Source organism: Paenibacillus paludis, assembly GCF_042610515.1.
In the GTDB taxonomy this organism is placed as follows: Bacteria; Bacillota; Bacilli; order Paenibacillales; family Paenibacillaceae; genus Paenibacillus_AQ.
The window spans coordinates 70,086-88,899 of the sequence record NZ_JBGJZP010000012.1 but is presented as its reverse complement, the minus strand read 5'-3'; the positions used below and the strand labels follow the sequence as shown (position 1 = coordinate 88,899).

Sequence of the window (18,814 nt, the reverse complement as noted above, 5' to 3'; positions counted from 1 at the left end):
ACTGTGCAGCATAACTTATAGTCATCCATTTTCGGGAGTAATGTACGCATCCATACGGCCTCCGCCGGAGTGGCGGCACAAGCTTATTTCAGGCGAAAACGGCATATTTTCAAACAAAAGCGGAAGAACCCCGTCACCGGAGTCCTTCCGTCCCACTTGCCGATTCTGGCCCTGCAGACGTGCGGTCCAAGTCGGTTTCAGGGGCAGCAGCGATCCACCGGACATTCAGACGGCACTCCATTTGCGTTCCATTACATACTATACGATAGCCTGTCCTGCCTTAAGGGGCAGAACAGTGACCTTAGAAAGTTATCTTTATATTGTACTTGATCCTGGGGCGTTTGTGTGCAACTGGCGAAGAATAATTATTCTTCCCTGCAGGGCTAGAAGCGGCCCGATTTAAAAATCGAGAAGAGCAGCCACAGAATCATCAGCAGCGCAATCACTGAGCCAATCTCCACCGTTGGAAAATCCCACAGCAGCGAAGGCTCGCCACGCAGCGATGAACCGATAATCAGTCCGGCCATAATAATGCTGAAGGCCAGCAGTACAATGCTGAAGGAGAGGCGATTGCCGACACGGCTGAACTTATGCTCTAAATTTTTCAGTTCGGGCAGCCCGACCTCTACCTTAAGCTTGCCTCTGCTGATTAGCGCCGACAGCTGCCGGGCCTGAGAGGGAAGCTCGACCAGACTTTCCGCCAGATCGGCGACGCCCCCGATAAGCTTACGCCGCATACGGCTGCCGCTGAAACGCTGCTTCACCAGCTGCCTGCCGAAGGGCTCGGCCATCTGCACGATGCTAAAGGAAGGGTCAAGGTTGGCAACAACCCCCTCCAGCGTCAGCATAGTTTTGCCCAGCATCGCCAGATCCGGCGGAATGACCAGCCGGTGCTTGCGGGCGATGCCGAACAGATCGTTCAGCGCCTTGCCGATGCTGATCTGATGGAACGGGATATCATAATAGGACTCCCGGAGCCGGTCCATATCATCATGAAGTGCAGCACGGTCAGCTTCTTCGGGAATTACTCCCAACCGCAGAATTGCCCGCACCATAGAATCGGTATTTCTGCGCATCAGCGCGATGACAAGCGCGGACAGACTGTCCTTCATCTCCTCACTGAGCCGCCCGACCATGCCAAAATCAATCAGCGCCAGCTTGTTGTTGTCCAGCAGCATCACATTGCCCGGATGGGGATCGGCATGAAAGAAGCCGTGGATAAAGATTTGATCCAGCATCATCTCCACAAGCTGCTGGGCTACAGTTTTTAGCTTGACGCCCCGCTCCAGAAGCTCATCCCGGTGGTTGAGTGTAATGCCCTCCACATATTCCATCGTTAGCACACGTGCCGAGCTATAGTCCCAATAGATTGCCGGAACATATACTTTATCATGTGCCGTCTGCTGGCTGGCAATACGCTCGGCGTTGCGGCCTTCCTGGCCGTAGTCCAGTTCAGCCAGCAGCGCCCGGGAGAACTCCTCCACCATCCGGATCAGCCCGTATTGCTTCGCCCAGTCCAATCTTCTTTCGGCAAGCGCGCTTAAGTCCTGAAGAATTTCCAAATCACGGGTCATGGTCCGCATGACACCGGGACGCTGTATCTTAACCGCAACCTGCTTGCCTCCATGCAGTACAGCACGGTGCACTTGGCCAATCGAAGCCGCAGCAAGCGGTGTATTCTCGAAATATTCGAAGGTTTCATCCAGATGCTGGTCAAGCTCCTGCTCGACAATATTGCGTGCAGTTTCCGCTGAGAATGGCGGCACACTGTCCTGCAGCTTCACCAGTTCCTGAATGATTGAATCAGGCAGTAAATCGGAACGGGTACTGGCCAGCTGGCCCAATTTGACAAAGGTTGGCCCCAAATCCTCCAGTACCTGGCGAATCCGTTCCCCGAGTGTAAGGCTTGCGTGAGTCTCCTGTGTTAACATCCGGCGCGGAAGGGAAAGAATATGGTAGAGACCCAGTTCCTCCACCATATAACCGAAGCCATGGCGCATAAGCGCCATGGCAATGGTCCGGTACCGTCCGGCATGTCTGATGCGTACAGCCATTTATTCCGTACGCGTTTCCGGCAGAGCTTCCTTCTGGGCAGAGGCACCCTCCAGCTCAGCCACACGGCTCTCCAAAACGGCAATTCGAGTTTCCAGTGCGGCGATATCGCTTTGCACGGGCACTTTAAGATCCTTCAGCACACGCTGAACCTGCTCCTGTACGGCATTCTTGAAGACTCCGCGTTCCTCGTCGCCCCGCTCCACGAGCCGGTCGACAAGCGCTTTGGATTCCGAGGGCGCAAGCTCTCCCCGTTTTACCAGCTCCTCAACTACCTTTTCCACCTTTTCCTTGCTGACAATGGTGAGGCCCACTCCTAAAGAGATTGCTTTTTTGAACAAATCACTCATAGTACTTTCCCCCCAAAGATTCCAGTTATGGATAAAGTATACCCCTTGTCGGAGCATTTCACAAAGGAAGCAGCCGCAAGGGGTATCATTTTATTGCAATCTCAAATTATCTGGGAATACGTGCCGCCCAGGTCGCCGCCCGAAGAATCAATTCACGGACCGCCGGATGCCGGAACGAAGGCTCATGATGTCCGGGCATAATATAGACAACCCGTCCCAGTCCGTAGCTGTGGCACCAGGCTGCCGGCAATCTTTCGCCCTCATATTCATACTCCAGCAGAATGGTCTTCTCGGTAAAGGGATCGAATTCAAACCGGTATGGCTCTTCATCGAGCTGGAAGTCTTCCATTCCCTCTGTAATATCATGCTCCATCACTTTGAAGTTCAGCGGAGCATAGGGCGGATGTCCGGTGAATCTGCCGCCGATCAGGTGGGCCAGTTCATAGCGCTTGGCCAGGGAAACCCCCGTATGCAGCACGATCAGGCCTCCCCCTCCGCTCACATAGCTGAGCAGACCCGCTGTCTGCTGGGGGGAAACCGTTTCGTTCCATAGTTCATTATAGGCGATGCATAAATCGTAACCGGCCAGGTGCTCGCTGAGCAGCAGCTTTTTATTCTCCGAGCACTGAACGATCAGCAGATCATTCAGAATCTCGCTGATTTGTTTGTCTACACCCTGCAGCGGATGGAACCGGGGATGAGTGTAATCGCCCAGCAGCAAACATTTTCTCTTGTCCATAGGTATCCTCCTCCTTGTCTCTATCTTGGATTATGGCACGTTGCTATTATTCTAAGTAAAAGTGCAGCGGATGTCCATTACCGGCAGGTTAAATGTCTGTGACCGGAGCCTTGCTTCAGGCTAGTTCAGGACTGCGGTTGCTACGCAATTTCTCACAATTGGAAACGGCTTCGCCGTCCTCAAAAGGACGGTATCCGTTTCAGTGAGAAATAGAAAGATAATTTATAGCGTGCAGCCTATAAATTCTTATCTTTTAAAAAAACAAATCCCGCCCACAAACGGAGCAGGATAACCGTCTTGCAGATCCCCCGCAGAAAATCGCAGCGGAACCCGGCTGAAAAATCAGCGGTTTGCCGCGACATAACGCCCAAGCTCAACGAACATGCTGCCCATCCGTTCATGCTCCGGCATCACAATCCGCTTGACGCCTTCCTCCTTCAGGGACTCAGAGGTAATCTTGCCCACGGAAACCGCCAGCACTTTAGTTTCAAAGGCTTGCACCAGTTCCCCAAGCTTGCCTTGTTCCCGGGCGTACCCTGCCAGGAAGCGGAATTGCGGTCCGCTCGTAAATGCTACGGCATCCACCAATCCCTCCGTAATTTCCGCCAGCAGCCTGGCAAGCGAACCCGGCTCGGGCGGGGTGTGAAGGTATGGCTGCACTTCGCGGACAACAGCTCCGGCTTCCGTAAGCCAGGCAACGAGACGGGGGGAGCGATCGCCATGCAGCTGCAGCACGACCTCCTTGCCCCGCAAGTCCCAATCCGCAAGCCCGCGGATCAGTCCTGTAGTGCTGCCATCGTCATCGCGCACCTCCGGCACCAGTCCCCGCTTCTTCAGGGCGTTCACCGTTTTATAGCCCCGGGCAGCAATCGGAGAGGACGAGAGGACCTCCTGAAACCGTTCGGCAAGCCCTATTTCCCCGGCCATTTCGAACAGTGCATCAAGCCCCATGCCTGTAGTCAGAATCGCCAGATCCGGCGGATGCTGGGTCCAGGCTACGAGCGCTTCACGAAGAGCCTCACCGTCGAGAAATACCGTGCCCTGGGCAGGCCGATGCAGCGCCGTCCCCCCCATATTCTGTACCAGTTTGGCCATTTCCTCCGATTTTCGCGGACCGGCAAGGGCTACGGTAATCCCCTTTAACTGCTCTGCCATAAATATTCCCCCTAGTTAGCCCTGCATTATTGCTTATCAGTATACTTGCAAAGCCCGGGAAAAGAAAAGTGGCGTAATCAAATCCGTAATCAGGAATTTTCCGCTCCCTTCTGAAGATCCGCTTCCTGCGGAACAGGAGTTTCAAAGGAAACCTGCTGCCCCGGGTGAAGCTTGAAGCGGCCTGCCAGCTTCTGCAGCTCTCCGGCAAGCTGGCTTAAGCCAGCCGTGGAAGAGGCGATTTCTTCAACGGAAGCAAGCTGCTCCTGTGCAGCAGCTGAAATCGTCTCCGTATTGCCTGCAGCCTCCTTGGAAATGCCCTGCAGCTCCCCGATCGCCTTCTCCATACTGGCTGCTTCTGCCGACAGCGTATGTACGGCTCCGTCCATCGCTTCAATTTTCTCTGCCGCGCCTTTGACCGCCCTGCGGATCCGCGATAAGGAGCGGCCTGTAGTATCTACTGCCAGGATGCCTGCCGACACCTTCTCTTTGGCATCCTCCATCGTCACTGTTGCCTGCTGCATTTCCCCGTTGATGGAGGAAATCTGCTCCGAGATCATCCGCGCCGATTTCTCTGATTCCTCGGCCAGCTTGCGGACCTCCGAGGCGACAACGGCAAAGCCGCGCCCCTGCTCGCCCGCTCTGGCTGCTTCAATGGAAGCATTCAGGGCCAGCAGATTGGTCTGCCTCGCAATACCTGTGATCACACCGACAATGCCCTGAATTTGTCCGGTGCGCTCATTCAGCTTGTCAATCATGTTGCCAAGCTCTTCCACCGTTTCATGAATTCCGTTAATTTTGTCAACCACACTGATGACTGAATCATTCCCCTCGGCTGCAGACAGCGAGGTCTTGTCCATCATGGCTGACACCTGCTCCATGAACCCGGAAATATGCTGGACTTCATGGGTTGTTGCCATGGCGCTCTCCAGCCCTTTTTGCACACTGCCTACCTGCCGTTCTGTGCCTGCCGCGACTTCCTGAATCGCTTCCGTCACATGCCTGATCGCCGTAGTTGACTGCTCAGCCCCGCTTGTCAGCTCTTTGGCCGAAGCGGACAGATTACCCGTCATCTGCTGAACACCGAGAATCATGCCGCGCAGATCAGCCACCATCGTGCGGAAATTGTCGGCCAATAGGCCAATTTCGTCCCTGCGGAACACCCCGATATCTTCAGACAGGTCGCCTTTCGCTATAGCCGCTGTAGCTTTGCGCAGACGGATCAGCGGCCGCACGATGGAGGACACATTGAAATAGATCAATACGAGCGCGAGCAATACAGAAACAGCAATCACTAGAACTACTTTATCACGGATGTCAGCTGTAGCATCAGCAACCTCTTGCTTGCTGATGGTGCCCCCGATTCTCCAGCCGGTAAGCTCATTGACCATGAAGGTCAGCTTTCTGGCAGTATCCTTATAGACATAATCAAAAGAGCCTGCTTCTCCCTCGAACATCTGCTTCACAAAATCCAGCGAGGATTCCTCGGCTATCGTCTCAGTGGGATGAACCAGAAACTTCTTGCTGCTGTCCAGAATCAGTATGTATCCTTCCTTGCCCAGCTTAATGTTCGTAAGATCAGCCAGGGCGGACAAGTTCAGGTCGAGCCCTATGACTCCGCTGCCATCCGCAAGTACTCCCGAAATGGCGATGGCCGTTTCATTATTTGCCGTTTTAAAAGCTGGGGAGATTACCGTCCCCTTCCCCTGCTTCAGCGCATTCACATAAAAGTTCTCCTTGCGCGGGTCATAGCCTTCCGGCTGCTGGTCATCGGAAGCATGAACAGACTTTGCCCCGCTGGTTCCGACGTAAATATCCAGAATATCGGGATGCAGCGCGGCATATTCCTGCAATCTGGCTTTTACATCAGCCGCACTTTCCCCTCCAGCCTCCCCATTCACTGACCCGGAGGAAATTTGCCCGGCAAAATAACTAACCGCGTCGATTTTGGACTGAATGTTCGCATTAATGATCTCGTTGGCCGCCATCACACTTTCTGTGGCGTTAGTCATCAGCTGGTCCTCCACCTTATGACTGGCCGATTGATAAGTCTGCCAGCCGATGATAAGGCTGGGAGCGAGAAGTACAAGCAGATATGTAAGAATAAGCTTCATACGGATGGTTAAGCGGGTGCTTTTATTCATGGGTGAAATCCATCTCTCCTTCTTATTAGGTCTTAAGTATGATTATTTATGGCATATATAGATTGAACTTATAATTCTTCTATTTTGGGATTGGCCGTGACTACAGAGAATGTTTGGACTTCCGGCCGCTGTTAGGTTTCGATTTCCTGAAATAACCGCGAATCGCGGTAGAAATTCAAACCTTGCCCATGCTTCCGAAGCGAGCTTTCCTGCGGAAAGCTTTCAGGCGGACGCTGTCGCTCCTACAGTTCCAAACTTCCCCTCCGCCACTTTTCCCTACATGTAATTCTCAAGTTCAATCTATATAGGTATATAATTATATACCGGGTATGGAATCCCTCTTTTATTCTGAAATTTCCCATGAATTTCAAGACTTTCTTAATAAATTTGCTGATAAAACAGCAAAAAGACCGTTTATTTGAAAACGGTCTTTTATTATATATCTATTCATAGTCAGACCCTTCGCCAGGAGTTTAGGCCCTTCTTAAACTAATTCATAACTTTGTTCCTGCAAGCCGGGCATACACCGCCGAATACGACATGGGCATGGGAAATGGAGTATCCGGTATCCTTAGCCACCGTATCCATCCACTCCTGGGGCACATGGCTCATTACCTCATCCACCGCACCGCACACCTCGCAAATAATATGCTGGTGATCGTCCATACGCGCATCATATCTGCTAGCTGCTTCGCCAAGCTTCAGCTCGCGGATCATTTCTTTATCGGCAAGATAACGCAGTGAATTGTACACGGTGCCATAGGCCAGGTTATGTCCCTGTTCTACCAGCCGGTTCATCACTTCTGCTGCGGTAGGATGATCATGTGACTGGCGGACGATATCATAAACGGCTTGACGCTGGGAGGTCAAATTCAGGTTCCTCATCTTCATCATCCTCTAACTTATTTTTAGATCAAGTATAAGTCTTGATTGTTCCAGCGTCAATCCAATCGTCTGCCTATCGAATCTAACTTATTTTGGCACTTGGTCCCTAATTTCATGCACCTGGACCTTTGAGGAGTTTCTTTTGGCGGGACTGTGGTAATAAATGAGATGAATATTGTCCGATGGAGGGATGTTAAGATGAGTTCAACGCACGATGTATCGCAGGGTCTTCCGCAATTTCCGCAATCGTTATGGAGAGACAGCACCGACCTGCCTTCGTTTCCGAAGCTAGCGGAAGATCTAGTTACAGATGTCGCAATTGTCGGGGCCGGTATTACCGGCATTACTGCAGGTTATTTGCTGGCAAACGCAGGGTATAAAGTCACTTTGCTGGAGGCGGGAGAAATTTTTGCCGGCACCACTGGATTCACAAGCGCCAAAATTTCCGCCCAGCACGGGATGATCTACGATGATTTGCTGAAGCATTTCGGGGAAGAACAGGCCCGGCTCTATTACAGATCAAACACTGAGGCGATGGAATGGATTATCGCCACTGCAGAGGAACTGAACCTGTCCTGCGGACTAACACGTGAAGACGCCTTGCTCTATGCTGATAACAGCGACGATAAGACGCTCAAACAACTGGAGGCGGAGTTTAAAGCTTACGAAAAGCTGGGACTCCCCGGGCAATGGCTGGACAACGTCTCCTTGCCGCTGATGGCCGGGGGTGCCATCAAGCTGCCGGCACAGGCCCGCTTCCACCCGCTTCAATACCTGCAAGGCTTGCTCCAGGTGATTCTGGACAAGGGCGGAACTGTCTATGAGCACACGATGATTGGAGAAAAGGTAGACAAGGACAACGGCCTCACGCTTTACACTGAAGGAGAGCAGCTGAAAATTAAGTGCCGCCATGCCATCTCGGCCTCCCACTTTCCTTTCTATGATGGCGGAGCCCTCTACTTCTCGCGCCTGCATGCAGAACGTTCCTACTGTCTGGCGGTTCAGCCGGAAACCGATTATGAGGGCGGCATGTATTTGAGCGCCGGAGAACCTACACGCTCTCTGCGCGCCGTCGAATGGGGCGGCCAGAGGCTGGTCATTGTCGGCGGGGACAATCACAAGACAGGCCAAGGCATCTGCACCTTCGGCCATTATGAGAACCTGGAGCTGTTCGCAGGTGAATTGCTGGGCATTAAGGCCATTCCGTACCGCTGGTCAGCGCAGGACCTCATTACCCTGGACAGAGTGCCTTATATCGGCAAGGTTTCCGGGGAGGAGGAAATCTATATTGCCACCGGCTATCGCAAATGGGGCATGACCAGCGGAACACTGGCCGCGCGTATGATCACGGATCAGATTCTGCGCAAGCATAGTCCCTACAGTGAACTCTATGATCCCTCGCGTTTTAAAGCCAACCCATCCATCAAAAATTTCATCGTGCAGAATACCAATGTCGCCAAAGAGCTGGTTGCCGGCAAGGTGGAGATTGTCCATAAGAAAACCCGTGATCTGGAGCCTGATGAAGGCGCGGTTGTCTTTCATGACGGCAAACGTGTCGGGGCCTACCGTGACACGGATGGCAAGCTGCATCTGGTAGACAGAACCTGTACCCATATGGGCTGCGAGTGTGAATGGAATGATGGAGAACGCTCCTGGGACTGTCCTTGCCATGGCTCGCGTTACTCCTATGAGGGAGCTGTACTTGAGGGTCCCGCTACGGTACCGCTGACAAAGCTGGATGCGGAGGCGAATTAAAGCCGCGATGGGTTTGCCTGAGCAGTCGCGTTTGTCTGTCTCTTGAAGTAACCCAGCGGCTTGGGACAGCTCCAAGCGGCTCCGGCGTGATTGTCCGCCCACGCTCAGGTATAATAGGAGCTGAATATTTTTATTATCATAAATTCAGAGGGAGCGTGACGGCAGGTTATGGATTTGAGAGGAAAAAGCATTGTGATTACAGGTGCCGGCAAAGGGATCGGCAAAGCCTTGGCCATGGCACTGGCGAAAGAAGGCGCTAATCTGGGCCTGATCTCCAGAACTTCAGGTGATCTGGAGGCACTGAAATCGGCTTTGACAGAGGTCTATGACGTGAAGGTCAGCATTGCTGTAGCCGATATCGCTGTACGCGAAGAAGCGGAGCGGGCGGTTGTTGCGCTTCAGAATGATCTAGGCACCTTCGATGCGTTGATCAACAACGCCGGAATTGCCAAATTCGGCACCTTCCTGGAAATGGACCCGGCAGATTGGGAGCGCCACATGCAGATCAATCTGTTCGGCACCTATTATGTAACCCGGGCAGCACTGCCGGCAATGATTGAACGCAATGGCGGAAATATCATCAATATTTCCTCTACAGCCGGTGAGCGCGGCTTCGCTACCGGCTCGGCCTACTGCGCCTCCAAATTCGCCCTGATGGGCATGACGGAAGCGCTGGCCCAAGAAGTGCGCAAGCATAATATCCGCGTAGTGGCCCTGACACCAAGCACCGTCAATACCGGGCTTGCCGAGAATGCCGGCCTGAAGATCGGCGATGAAGACCGGATGATGCAGCCGGAGGATGTGGCTGAGCTGACCCTGGCGGCCCTGAAGCTGCCGGACCGCGTCTTCTTGAAGACTGCGGGAATCTGGACTACCAATCCACAATAAATTGCAGAGTCTTTCGAGGGAGGAATCAGCATGCTGGTAGTAACAAACACCATTAAGGTTAAGGAAGGGCATGGAGAAACCCTTGCCCAGCGTTTTGGCGGAGCGGGCGGCGTGCAGGATATGCCCGGCTTTGTACGTATGGAGGTATGGCACAGCGCAGCTAAAGAGGGCGTGGAAGAGCTGAAAATCTGTACCGTGTGGGAGAACGAAGAGGCCTTTAAAGGGTGGACTGCCAGTCCTTCCTTCCGCGAATCGCACCGTGGGGCAGGTGGAAATGAAGCCATCCTTGGCGCGTCGCTTGATAAGTATGAGCTGCTGATCAGCCGTACACCGGGGGAATAATCAGGTAGAGGGGCGCAGGTCCCGTACTGCTCATACGTCTGCGCTAGGGCGTGTCAATTCCGTCCGGCGGCGCAAATCACTGCAAATAAAACAGGGACGCCCTACTAAGCTTGATGGCTTAGTAGGGCGTCCCTGTTTATTATCTGCCTGTAGCAAGCTCTGGCTTAATGCTCATCAACTGCCGGCAATGCCTTTTCCAGCTCCTGATGTTTGCCGGGCCAGAACGACCAGCGGCCCAGCAGCACTGTGATTGCCGGCACCAGAAACGGCCGGACGATGAAGGTATCCAGCAGCACGCCGATCGCGGTAATGATCCCGAACTGCACCAGCACCTGTATCGGCAGGCTCGCGAGTACGGCAAAGGTTCCGGCCAGAATGAGTCCGGCGGACGTAATCACCGATCCAGTCTCGTTCACACCCTCGGCGACGGCCTGCTTCAGCGGCATCCGCTTGCGCTTTTTCCAAATGTTCGAAATCATAAAGATGTTATAGTCCTCTCCCAGCGCCACCAGGAAGACGAAGGAATACAGCGGAATCGCGCCCTGAATGGCATCTGCACCCATCACGTAATGAATAATAATCCACCCTAAACCAAGGGCCGAGAAAAAGGACAGAATGACTGTAGCCACCAAATAAACGGTTGCCACTACAGAACGCAAGTAGATCAGCAGCAGCAAAGTAATCAACCCGATGACTACTGGTATAATCAAATCAGTATCCCGTTCACCCAGCTCTTTCGTATCATGCTGGGTTGCCGTCTGCCCGCTGACCCATACCTTGTCGCCGGGTTCGGCCACTCCTACATCAATCAGCGCCTGCTCCGCTGTATCCTGAAGCGCCGGTATGTGGCTCATCGCTTCCAGGGAATACGGGTTATTCTTAAATTCAATATCATAACCGAGAATATTCTTATTGACCGCACCTTGCTGGGGGTCCGATACAACATCCACGTATGAAAGGCCGCCCAGGATCACCTTAAGATCCTCACCGTCCGCTTTGCCCTCGGTATCTATCATCAGCTTGGCGGGAGCCAGCTCCCCTGGGGAGAACTGATTGCCTATCAGGTCAAAACCTTCGCGCGACTCCATATCCTCCGGAAAGGACGATAGGATATCATAAGTGAACTTGATGCCCCCGGAGAAGGAAGCCAGCACACCCAGAAGCACCACGGTTACTCCTACAATCGCCCAAGGACGGGAAACGACAAAGCTGCCGATTCCTTTGTTACGGGCAGGTTTTGGCTGCGGAGCCGGCTTGCCTTTGGCTCTGGCCCGCTCCGCTTCCATCAGCGGAGTGCGTGGAACAAACGGGAAGAATGAAGTCCGCCCGAAGATGGCCAGCAGCGCCGGCACCAGGGTCAGACTGGCGATGCCCATAATAAGAATGGATACGCTGAAAGGAACCGCAAAGCGGTGGTACGCTCCATATTTGGCCAGGAGCAGCGCGAACAGTGCCAGCACTACTGTAAATCCGCTCATTGCAATAGCACCCGAGGAATGGGTGATTGCGCTCAGCAGTGCACGGCCCTTGCTCTCCTCCACCTTCAGCATCTGGCGGAACCGGGAGATCAGGAACAGGCAGTAATCTGTGCCTGCGCCGAACAGCAGCACGGTCATGATTGAGATAGCCTGTGAATCCACTGTAATCCAGCCCTCCTGGGCCATCTTCCCAATCACCGGACTGGTAACCCCATAAGCAAATCCTACCGCCACGAGCGGAATCAAAGCCAGAATCGGCGAACGGTAAATCAGCAGCAGGAACACCAGCACAAGAATTACGGTCGCGATGAGCAAGGAAACGTCCGCATCCTTGAACAGCCCTGTCGCATCAATGGAGATGCCCACAGGACCGGTAACCCGCAGGCTCAACTCACTGCCGTCCACCTTGGCAGCAGCAGGATCACCGCCGGTTTCCGCAGAGATCAATTCCTTCATTTGCGTTACAGCCTCACCGAGCTGATCACTGTCCGCGGACTTGTCGAAGAGCACCGGTGTGACCAGTGTGCTGCGGTCCTCAGACAGGGAAGCCTGCAGCGCCTGCGGCGGCAGCTGTCCCAGCGGCGGAACATAGTTCTGGTGCGGCAACGGCTGCTGCTCAAGCTTGCCATATACAGTAATGATATGTATCAGATCTTCTTCGGACAGCCCGCCCTCCCTATGCCATACAAGAAGTGCCGGCACGCCGCTCCCTGCTGGAAACTCCTGTTCCGCAACCGCCGCCGCCCGGACCGACTGCGAATCATCAGGCAGATTCTGCGCATTATTCACTACCTGTGAGTTTACAGAAGGCCAAAGAAGTGTAAGAGCACCCACAATTACGATCCAGACCGCAAGAGTTATCCACTTTGTTTTACGGCCAGCCACCCATTTTCCGTAGCCTGACATTCCCTTCATCCTCTCTTCAACCCCGGCATCTCTAAAAAATGAGCCGCGGGTCATTTTATTAACCTTATCATATATACCCTAAAATTTTTAATCAAATCTTTTTTATATTTTATTCTTTGCCATAAGATATTCCCTTCATGCAAAACACCCCTCTGCTCACAGCAATAGTAGTCTGCTGTAGACAGAGGGGTGATATTTGATGGATATATTCAGATGATATTTGCTGCTTCTGCTTGCGGTTTAGCCCACATCCGGCAGATCGTCACCGGAAAATTGGCTGTTATACAGGTCGGCATAGAAGCCGCCTTGCTCCAGCAGCTCCACATGGGTGCCTTTTTCAATAACGCTGCCTTGGTTCATCACCAGGATCAGATCTGCGTCACGAATCGTTGAAAGGCGGTGCGCAATTACAAAGCTTGTTCTGCCGTTCATCAGCGTATTCATCGCCTTCTGAATCTGCACTTCCGTCCGTGTATCGACACTGCTGGTCGCTTCATCAAGAATCAGGATCGAAGGGTCGGCCAGAATTGCCCGGGCAATAGTCAGCAGCTGCTTCTGCCCCTGCGAGATATTCGAGGCTTCTTCGTTCAGGATTGTGTCGTAGCCAAGCGGAAGCGTGCGGATAAAGTGATCGGCATGCGCCGCCTTGGCCGCACGTACCACATCCGCCTCTGTTGCACCTTCGCGGCCGTAAGCAATGTTGTCGTGGATCGTCCCGTTAAAGAGCCAGGTATCCTGCAGCACCATACCGAATTTGCTGCGCAGCTCGCTGCGCTTCATGTCGGTGATGTTGACGCCGTCAATGACAATCTCGCCGCCGCTGATCTCATAGAAGCGCATCAGCAGGTTGATCAGCGTGGTTTTGCCGGCACCGGTTGGTCCTACAATCGCTATGGTCTGACCGGGGCTGACTTCAATGTTCATATCTTCAATCAGAATAGCATCCTCTTTGTAGCCGAATTTCACATGACGGAATTCGACTGAGCCTTCTTCGGCAACTGCAGCATGCTTAGCCTGAGCAGCAGTAACTTCCGGAATTTCCTCTTCTTCATCCAGCAGCTCGAACACGCGCTCTGCGGAAGCTATGGTGGATTGAATGATGTTGGCGATATTGGCCGTTTGTGTAATTGGCATGGTGAACTGGCGGGAATACTGGATAAACGCCTGAATATCACCGACCTCAATCGTTTTCTTGGTCACGAAGATCCCGCCGACCACACAGACCAGCACATATCCCAGGTTGCCGATGAACATCATCAGCGGCATAATGATCCCGGAGATAAATTGGGAGCGCCAGCCGGAATTGTACAGATCGTCATTAATACTGTTGAACTCTTTAAGCGATTGCTTCTCGCGGCCAAAGGCCTTGATAATGCGGTGACCCGTGTACATCTCCTCTACATGGCCGTTCAGCTCACCCAGTGATTTCTGCTGGCCAATGAAATATCTTTGCGAACGCTTGGAGATCGCAATAATCACGACAAAGCTTAGCGGCAGGGTAATAACTGTAATTAAGGTCAGCCATGGGCTGATGGTGAGCATCATGATAATGACACCAATGATAGTTACGATGGACGTAATCAGCTGAGTTAAGCTCTGCTGCAGTGTCGTACTGATATTGTCTACGTCATTGGTCGCACGGCTAAGAATTTCCCCATGCGTCCGGGAGTCGAAATATTTCAGCGGCAGACGCTCCAGCTTGTTGTTGATCTGCTCGCGCATATCAAAAACAACTTTCTGGGCCACGCCGGCCATTACATATTGCTGTACATAGCTGAACAAGGAGCTGAACAGGTATAGACCCGCCAGGATAAGCAGAATTTTGTTTACATAATCAAAATCAATCGCGGCTCCCGGAACACCCTTCAGTATGCCGTATGCGCCCTCGAACAGCTTGGTTGTCGCCTTCCCCATCACCTTCGGGCTGAAAATACTGAATACGGTGCTGGCGATAGCCATAATAAATACAATCAGCAGCTGCACCTGCCGCGGACGCAGGTAGCGGATTAGCCGTTTGAGCGTACCTTTAAAATCCTTGGCCTTCTCCACCGGCAGGCTCATTCCGGGCGGTCCGCCGGGTCCACCGCCATGTCCCCGCGGAGGTTTGGGCATTCTGGTTCCTTTATTCGCTTCACTCATGCTATTTCCTCCTCTGACAACTGCGAGGATACGATCTCGCGGTACACTTCGCTGTTCTCCATCAGTTCACGATGGTTGCCGATGCCGGCAATCACGCCGTCATCCAGCACAATAATCCGGTCAGCATCCATAACCGTGCTGACCCGCTGGGCGACGATCAGAACCGTTGATTCCGTTGTTTCGTCTTTGAGCGCGGCGCGCAGCTTGGCATCGGTCTTGAAATCAAGTGCCGAGAAGCTGTCGTCGAACAGGTACACTTCCGGTCTTCTTACCAGTGCACGGGCAATCGACAGCCGCTGCTTCTGGCCGCCGGACACGTTGTTCCCGCCCTGGGCAATTTCGGAGTTGAAGCCTTCCTTCATCGCAGAGACAAAATCATAGGCCTGTGCTACCTTTGCCGCATGAATGATCTCCTCATCCGTAGCATCTTCTTTACCGTAGCGGATATTCTCGTTGATCGTGCCGGAGAACAACACCGCCTTCTGCGGAATATATCCGATCTTGCTCCGCAGCTCTTCCTGCGTCATCTCGCGCACATCTACGCCATCCACACGCACGGCGCCTTCAATGGCGTCATAGAATCTCGGAATCAGGCTCAGCAGGGTCGATTTACCCGAGCCTGTACCGCCGATGATCGCTGTAATCTCACCGGGCCGCGCGCTGAAGCTGATTCCGGACAGCGCAGGCTGCTCCGCACCGGGATAGGAGAAGGAAACATTGTCAAATTCAACAAACCCATGCATAGCATCCCGGCCATCCTTCTTCGTTACTGCAGCCGTGTTCTGAAGCTCAGACACCGTAGGATCTGTAATCTCAGGCTGCATATCCAGCACTTCATTGATACGCAGTGCGGAGGCAGAGGCCCGGGGAATAAGCACGAACATCATCGACACCATGATTAAGGAGAACATTATCTGCATTGCATATTGAATAAATGCCATCAATGAACCTACCTGCAGATCGCCATCGCCAATCCGGATTCCGCCGTAATACAGAATGGCAATCATCGAAAAGTTCATCACGAGCATCATAATCGGCATCAGGCCGGCCATCACCTTGTTGACTTTGATTGCCGTTTCCGTAAGATCCTTATTCGCTTCAGTAAATCTTCTGTTCTCATGATCAATCCGGTTAAAGGAACGAATGACACGGATACCGGTCAAATGCTCACGCAGCACGCGGTTTAATTTGTCCAGCTTGACCTGAATCGCCTTGAACAGCGGCAAGCCCTTCATTCCGATGAAGAATATCGCTCCTACAAGCACAGGAATCACGACTACAAAAATAAGGGAAAGCTTGGCATCTTCCGATACCGCCATGATAATCCCGCCGATCATCATCATCGGAGCGCCGACCATCATGCGCAGCATCATAGTAAGTACGGTTTGTACTTGTGTAATATCATTAGTAGTACGCGTAATCAGCGAGGCAGTACCCAGCTTGTCGAATTCATGCAGCGTAAAGTTCTCCACATGATTGAACATCCGCGAGCGGACATTTTTACCGAAGCCGGCAGCAACCTTTGCCGATAAATAACTGGCAACGATAGAGCATATGGCTCCTCCGCCCGCCACCAGCAGCATAAATCCGCCGATTTTCCAGATATAATTGCGGTCGCCCTGCACGATCCCTTTATCCACGATATCGGACATCAGCGTAGGGAGGTACAAGTCGCCCAGAGACTGCAGAAAGATAAGGATTAACACAGCGGCGACAGCCAGCTTAAAAGGGCTCAGGTTTTTTAATAGTTTAATCAAGTTTCTCATCTCCGTTCATTTGTAGCAGGTCTAGATTAGGCGGCGGATTATCTTCTACGAATGCGTGGACCTTCAGCAGAAGGTCTGCCAGATGGTTGCACTCTTCTTCGCCCAAATGTTCCGCCAGTTTGTTCAGCGATGCATCCATATGATGTTTGGCTTTGCGTGTGATTACTTTCCCCTGCTCCGTCAGCTTAATACGGACAACTCTCCGGTCGGAGGGATCAGCCACCCTGAGAACCATGTCTTTGGCTTCAAGACTGTTGATTAGCTGGGTAACGGTTGGCGGCATCAGCCCCAGGAATCGGCTCAGTTCCGAAACCTTTAGTCCTTCATCCAGGGAATGGGACCGCTTGGCAAGACATATCAATAAAGTCATCTCACTTGGCTTGTGGCCTTCCACAGTGTGCTGCCAATGAACTTTTCGCAGCTGCCGCAATGCGGCAAACAGCCTGTGCGCGACTGGATTTTCTTCATGGTTTATCCCAATGCTGTTCACCTCTGTCGTTAGTTAGGTTTACTAATAATTAAATACTATATTAATTAGGCTACCTAATTATATTTTCAGCGTAATTGTTTGTCAAACATTGAAGGCGTTATCAATTATTACGGAATGAAGAACATCAGCGCTGCAACTGCTGTGAAACCAAAACTCCCCCGCCCGAAGGCGGAGGAGGAATTTTCATAGTATAGAATTTGTAAGATGAGGCAACTGTACCATACCGGATTGCTGATCAATATTTACTGCGTTTTCATCATTTTTCCTTAACTCTTGTATGAGTTCTCTATACTTCTTCTGCTGGTCATCGGTAGCGTAATCCCTGCTTGTCTCGAATAAAGTTACACAATCAATCAAGTCCTTCGCACTGTTCAGCTCAACGGCGAGCGTGAGACACTGCAGAATGCAGTCCACTCCAGACATATACCGTTCCCGGTCTATATGGTAGATGGCCAGCTGATAGCTGAGCCTGTATACACGGTCAATATTCATCGGGTCCTGATACAGCACACAATGAGCCATCTCCACTGAAAACTGTTCCAGCACATCGTCTACAGCGAATCCGAACCGGTTGGCCGCCTCTATAATAATGACCAGGCCAGGCAGAATCTCCCCGGGATGATCCACCAGAAAAGCTGTATATGCCGGCAGTACTGCGTAATTGCCCACCAGCATTTCCAGGGTAAAGCTGTTCGCTGTGGCAAATAAACGAAAGGCTTCAACCTCAGACCGGCCCTCATCATCAAGAAATTGAAACCAGCTTAAATCGGCATAGCCAGCGGTATATTTCTTGGCTTCCTCATATCTGCCCTGTTTCGTAAGCGAGGTCGCCTTCAGCAAATAGCCATGGGCATAATAAAAAACAAGCGGGCGCTCCAGTTTCAATTCTTCACCCCGCCTGCCTGCCTTCTTCTGCAGCTGTTCCCGGTACATCGCACTGGCTAGTGCCCTCAGTTCATCGGTATACTTCTCCATTTCTTTGTACTTATGCAGGGTATAGGTGACCTGGGCCAGCTTCAGCAGACCATCTAGCTGCAGATTCTCGGGAAGGCGTCCGCGGAACGGTTCAAAGGTGATCACTGCCCGCAGCTTCTCCTCCCAATTCACAACGAACATCAGCGATTTGAAAATACGGTACTGACTGATCGCCAGCCGTTCGGAGTAACTATCTTGTTCATTGTCCACTACAATTTTATAAAAAACAGTCGCCTCCTGCATCTTGCCGGCGGTGAACAGTTTATCGGCTACTGAATAGACAATATCGAGCGGTTTGGGGTATTCCATCATTCTGCTTAGCACTTCATCAATACAATGCTGCTTGCCGGTTTCGGCGCAGCGAATTAAAAAAGGCTCCACCCTGCGGCGCGAGACCTTCTCTTCACTAAAGCATTCATCCACATAAAGCGAATATAAACATCCTTCCGGAAGTCCGAAGGCTCGGTTGAACGCATCCAGCTGCCTCAAAGAAATCGGCTTAGGCGGATTGCCATGAAGAATGGCACTGAGACTGCCGCGGTTCAGGCCGGAAACTTTCGCGAACGAGGCTAGATTATGACCCGAGCGGGACAGATTGTCCTCAATTTCAGAGCGTAATGTTGTCAGTTTCGCCTCCACTCGGCACCTCCCCCGGTCATGTTGAAATAGTGCTGCTATTAATTGACATTATAGGTGAAGCCTGTGGAAAGCACAACAAAATGGCCCCGCAACGCGGGACCTTTCCTTTCAGCG

At 52.3% G+C, this 18,814-nt stretch carries 15 protein-coding genes; 3 read left to right on the top strand and 12 right to left on the bottom strand.

From position 1 onward, the window contains the following. Nucleotides 1–21: 21 nt before the first annotated feature. From ACAN56_RS21985 to ACAN56_RS21955, 7 genes are all read right to left on the bottom strand, one after another. Nucleotides 22–225: a hypothetical protein gene (locus tag ACAN56_RS21985; RefSeq protein ID WP_038597555.1), complete on the bottom strand. Its 204-nt coding sequence runs from the start codon at nucleotides 223–225 to the stop codon at nucleotides 22–24. Between the two features lie 158 nt (nucleotides 226–383). After that, nucleotides 384–2,054, bottom strand: a complete 1,671-nt coding sequence (locus ACAN56_RS21980) for an ABC1 kinase family protein (RefSeq protein ID WP_038597558.1) — start codon at nucleotides 2,052–2,054, stop codon at nucleotides 384–386. Next, nucleotides 2,055–2,402 carry a phasin family protein gene (locus tag ACAN56_RS21975; RefSeq protein ID WP_038597562.1) on the bottom strand — a complete coding sequence of 116 codons (348 nt, stop codon included), beginning with the start codon at nucleotides 2,400–2,402 and terminating at the stop codon, nucleotides 2,055–2,057. A 106-nt stretch (nucleotides 2,403–2,508) separates the two neighbouring features. After that, nucleotides 2,509–3,141: a ThuA domain-containing protein gene (locus ACAN56_RS21970; RefSeq protein WP_038597565.1), complete on the bottom strand. Its 633-nt coding sequence runs from the start codon at nucleotides 3,139–3,141 to the stop codon at nucleotides 2,509–2,511. Nucleotides 3,142–3,483: 342 nt separating this feature from the next. Then, the gene (locus ACAN56_RS21965) at nucleotides 3,484–4,296 is read right to left on the bottom strand and encodes a uroporphyrinogen-III synthase (protein ID WP_038597567.1); all 813 of its coding nucleotides are present in this window, start codon (nucleotides 4,294–4,296) and stop codon (nucleotides 3,484–3,486) included. A gap of 89 nt (nucleotides 4,297–4,385) precedes the next feature. Then, nucleotides 4,386–6,437 (bottom strand): methyl-accepting chemotaxis protein, encoded by a 2,052-nt coding sequence (locus ACAN56_RS21960; protein ID WP_379145748.1) that lies wholly within the window; start codon nucleotides 6,435–6,437, stop codon nucleotides 4,386–4,388. Between the two features lie 489 nt (nucleotides 6,438–6,926). After that, complete coding sequence (locus ACAN56_RS21955; RefSeq protein WP_038597570.1) at nucleotides 6,927–7,322, bottom strand: Fur family transcriptional regulator; 396 nt, start codon at nucleotides 7,320–7,322, stop codon at nucleotides 6,927–6,929. 198 nt (nucleotides 7,323–7,520) lie between these two features. Between ACAN56_RS21955 and ACAN56_RS21950 the strand changes: the two genes are divergently transcribed. The 3 genes from ACAN56_RS21950 to ACAN56_RS21940 all read left to right on the top strand — a co-directional run bounded on the left by ACAN56_RS21950 (nucleotide 7,521) and on the right by ACAN56_RS21940 (nucleotide 10,307). Continuing rightward, nucleotides 7,521–9,077: an FAD-dependent oxidoreductase gene (locus tag ACAN56_RS21950; RefSeq protein WP_038597573.1), complete on the top strand. Its 1,557-nt coding sequence runs from the start codon at nucleotides 7,521–7,523 to the stop codon at nucleotides 9,075–9,077. A gap of 168 nt (nucleotides 9,078–9,245) precedes the next feature. Further along, the gene (locus ACAN56_RS21945; RefSeq protein WP_038597576.1) at nucleotides 9,246–9,965 is read left to right on the top strand and encodes a 3-ketoacyl-ACP reductase; all 720 of its coding nucleotides are present in this window, start codon (nucleotides 9,246–9,248) and stop codon (nucleotides 9,963–9,965) included. A gap of 30 nt (nucleotides 9,966–9,995) precedes the next feature. Beyond that, a complete protein-coding gene (locus ACAN56_RS21940) occupies nucleotides 9,996–10,307 on the top strand; it encodes an antibiotic biosynthesis monooxygenase (protein WP_038597579.1) in 312 nt (103 codons plus the stop codon). A 164-nt stretch (nucleotides 10,308–10,471) separates the two neighbouring features. Here the strand turns inward: ACAN56_RS21940 and ACAN56_RS21935 are convergent, their stop codons facing one another. From ACAN56_RS21935 to ACAN56_RS21915, 5 genes are all read right to left on the bottom strand, one after another. Next, the gene (locus ACAN56_RS21935) at nucleotides 10,472–12,700 is read right to left on the bottom strand and encodes an MMPL family transporter (protein ID WP_379145746.1); all 2,229 of its coding nucleotides are present in this window, start codon (nucleotides 12,698–12,700) and stop codon (nucleotides 10,472–10,474) included. Between the two features lie 231 nt (nucleotides 12,701–12,931). Further along, entirely contained in the window at nucleotides 12,932–14,830 is a 1,899-nt protein-coding gene (locus ACAN56_RS21930) for an ABC transporter ATP-binding protein (protein WP_379145744.1), read from the bottom strand. Further along, entirely contained in the window at nucleotides 14,827–16,587 is a 1,761-nt protein-coding gene (locus tag ACAN56_RS21925; RefSeq protein WP_038597585.1) for an ABC transporter ATP-binding protein, read from the bottom strand. Before ACAN56_RS21925 ends, ACAN56_RS21930 begins: the two co-directional genes overlap by 4 nt. After that, entirely contained in the window at nucleotides 16,580–17,026 is a 447-nt protein-coding gene (locus ACAN56_RS21920; protein WP_379145742.1) for a MarR family winged helix-turn-helix transcriptional regulator, read from the bottom strand. The genes ACAN56_RS21925 and ACAN56_RS21920 overlap by 8 nt, the downstream gene beginning before the upstream one ends. 243 nt (nucleotides 17,027–17,269) lie before the next feature. Next, the gene (locus ACAN56_RS21915; RefSeq protein WP_038597588.1) at nucleotides 17,270–18,700 is read right to left on the bottom strand and encodes a hypothetical protein; all 1,431 of its coding nucleotides are present in this window, start codon (nucleotides 18,698–18,700) and stop codon (nucleotides 17,270–17,272) included. Nucleotides 18,701–18,814 lie beyond the last annotated feature (114 nt).

Bases quoted from the DNA above. Each gene is read 5' to 3' on its own strand.
- ACAN56_RS21985 (WP_038597555.1), bottom strand. From the start codon at position 225: ATGTCCGGTGGATCGCTGCTGCCCCTGAAACCGACTTGGACCGCACGT.
- ACAN56_RS21980 (WP_038597558.1), bottom strand. From the start codon at position 2,054: ATGGCTGTACGCATCAGACATGCCGGACGGTACCGGACCATTGCCATG.
- ACAN56_RS21975 (WP_038597562.1), bottom strand. From the start codon at position 2,402: ATGAGTGATTTGTTCAAAAAAGCAATCTCTTTAGGAGTGGGCCTCACC.
- ACAN56_RS21970 (WP_038597565.1), bottom strand. From the start codon at position 3,141: ATGGACAAGAGAAAATGTTTGCTGCTGGGCGATTACACTCATCCCCGG.
- ACAN56_RS21965 (WP_038597567.1), bottom strand. From the start codon at position 4,296: ATGGCAGAGCAGTTAAAGGGGATTACCGTAGCCCTTGCCGGTCCGCGA.
- ACAN56_RS21960 (WP_379145748.1), bottom strand. From the start codon at position 6,437: ATGAATAAAAGCACCCGCTTAACCATCCGTATGAAGCTTATTCTTACA.
- ACAN56_RS21955 (WP_038597570.1), bottom strand. From the start codon at position 7,322: ATGAGGAACCTGAATTTGACCTCCCAGCGTCAAGCCGTTTATGATATC.
- ACAN56_RS21950 (WP_038597573.1), top strand. From the start codon at position 7,521: ATGAGTTCAACGCACGATGTATCGCAGGGTCTTCCGCAATTTCCGCAA.
- ACAN56_RS21945 (WP_038597576.1), top strand. From the start codon at position 9,246: ATGGATTTGAGAGGAAAAAGCATTGTGATTACAGGTGCCGGCAAAGGG.
- ACAN56_RS21940 (WP_038597579.1), top strand. From the start codon at position 9,996: ATGCTGGTAGTAACAAACACCATTAAGGTTAAGGAAGGGCATGGAGAA.
- ACAN56_RS21935 (WP_379145746.1), bottom strand. From the start codon at position 12,700: ATGAAGGGAATGTCAGGCTACGGAAAATGGGTGGCTGGCCGTAAAACA.
- ACAN56_RS21930 (WP_379145744.1), bottom strand. From the start codon at position 14,830: ATGAGTGAAGCGAATAAAGGAACCAGAATGCCCAAACCTCCGCGGGGA.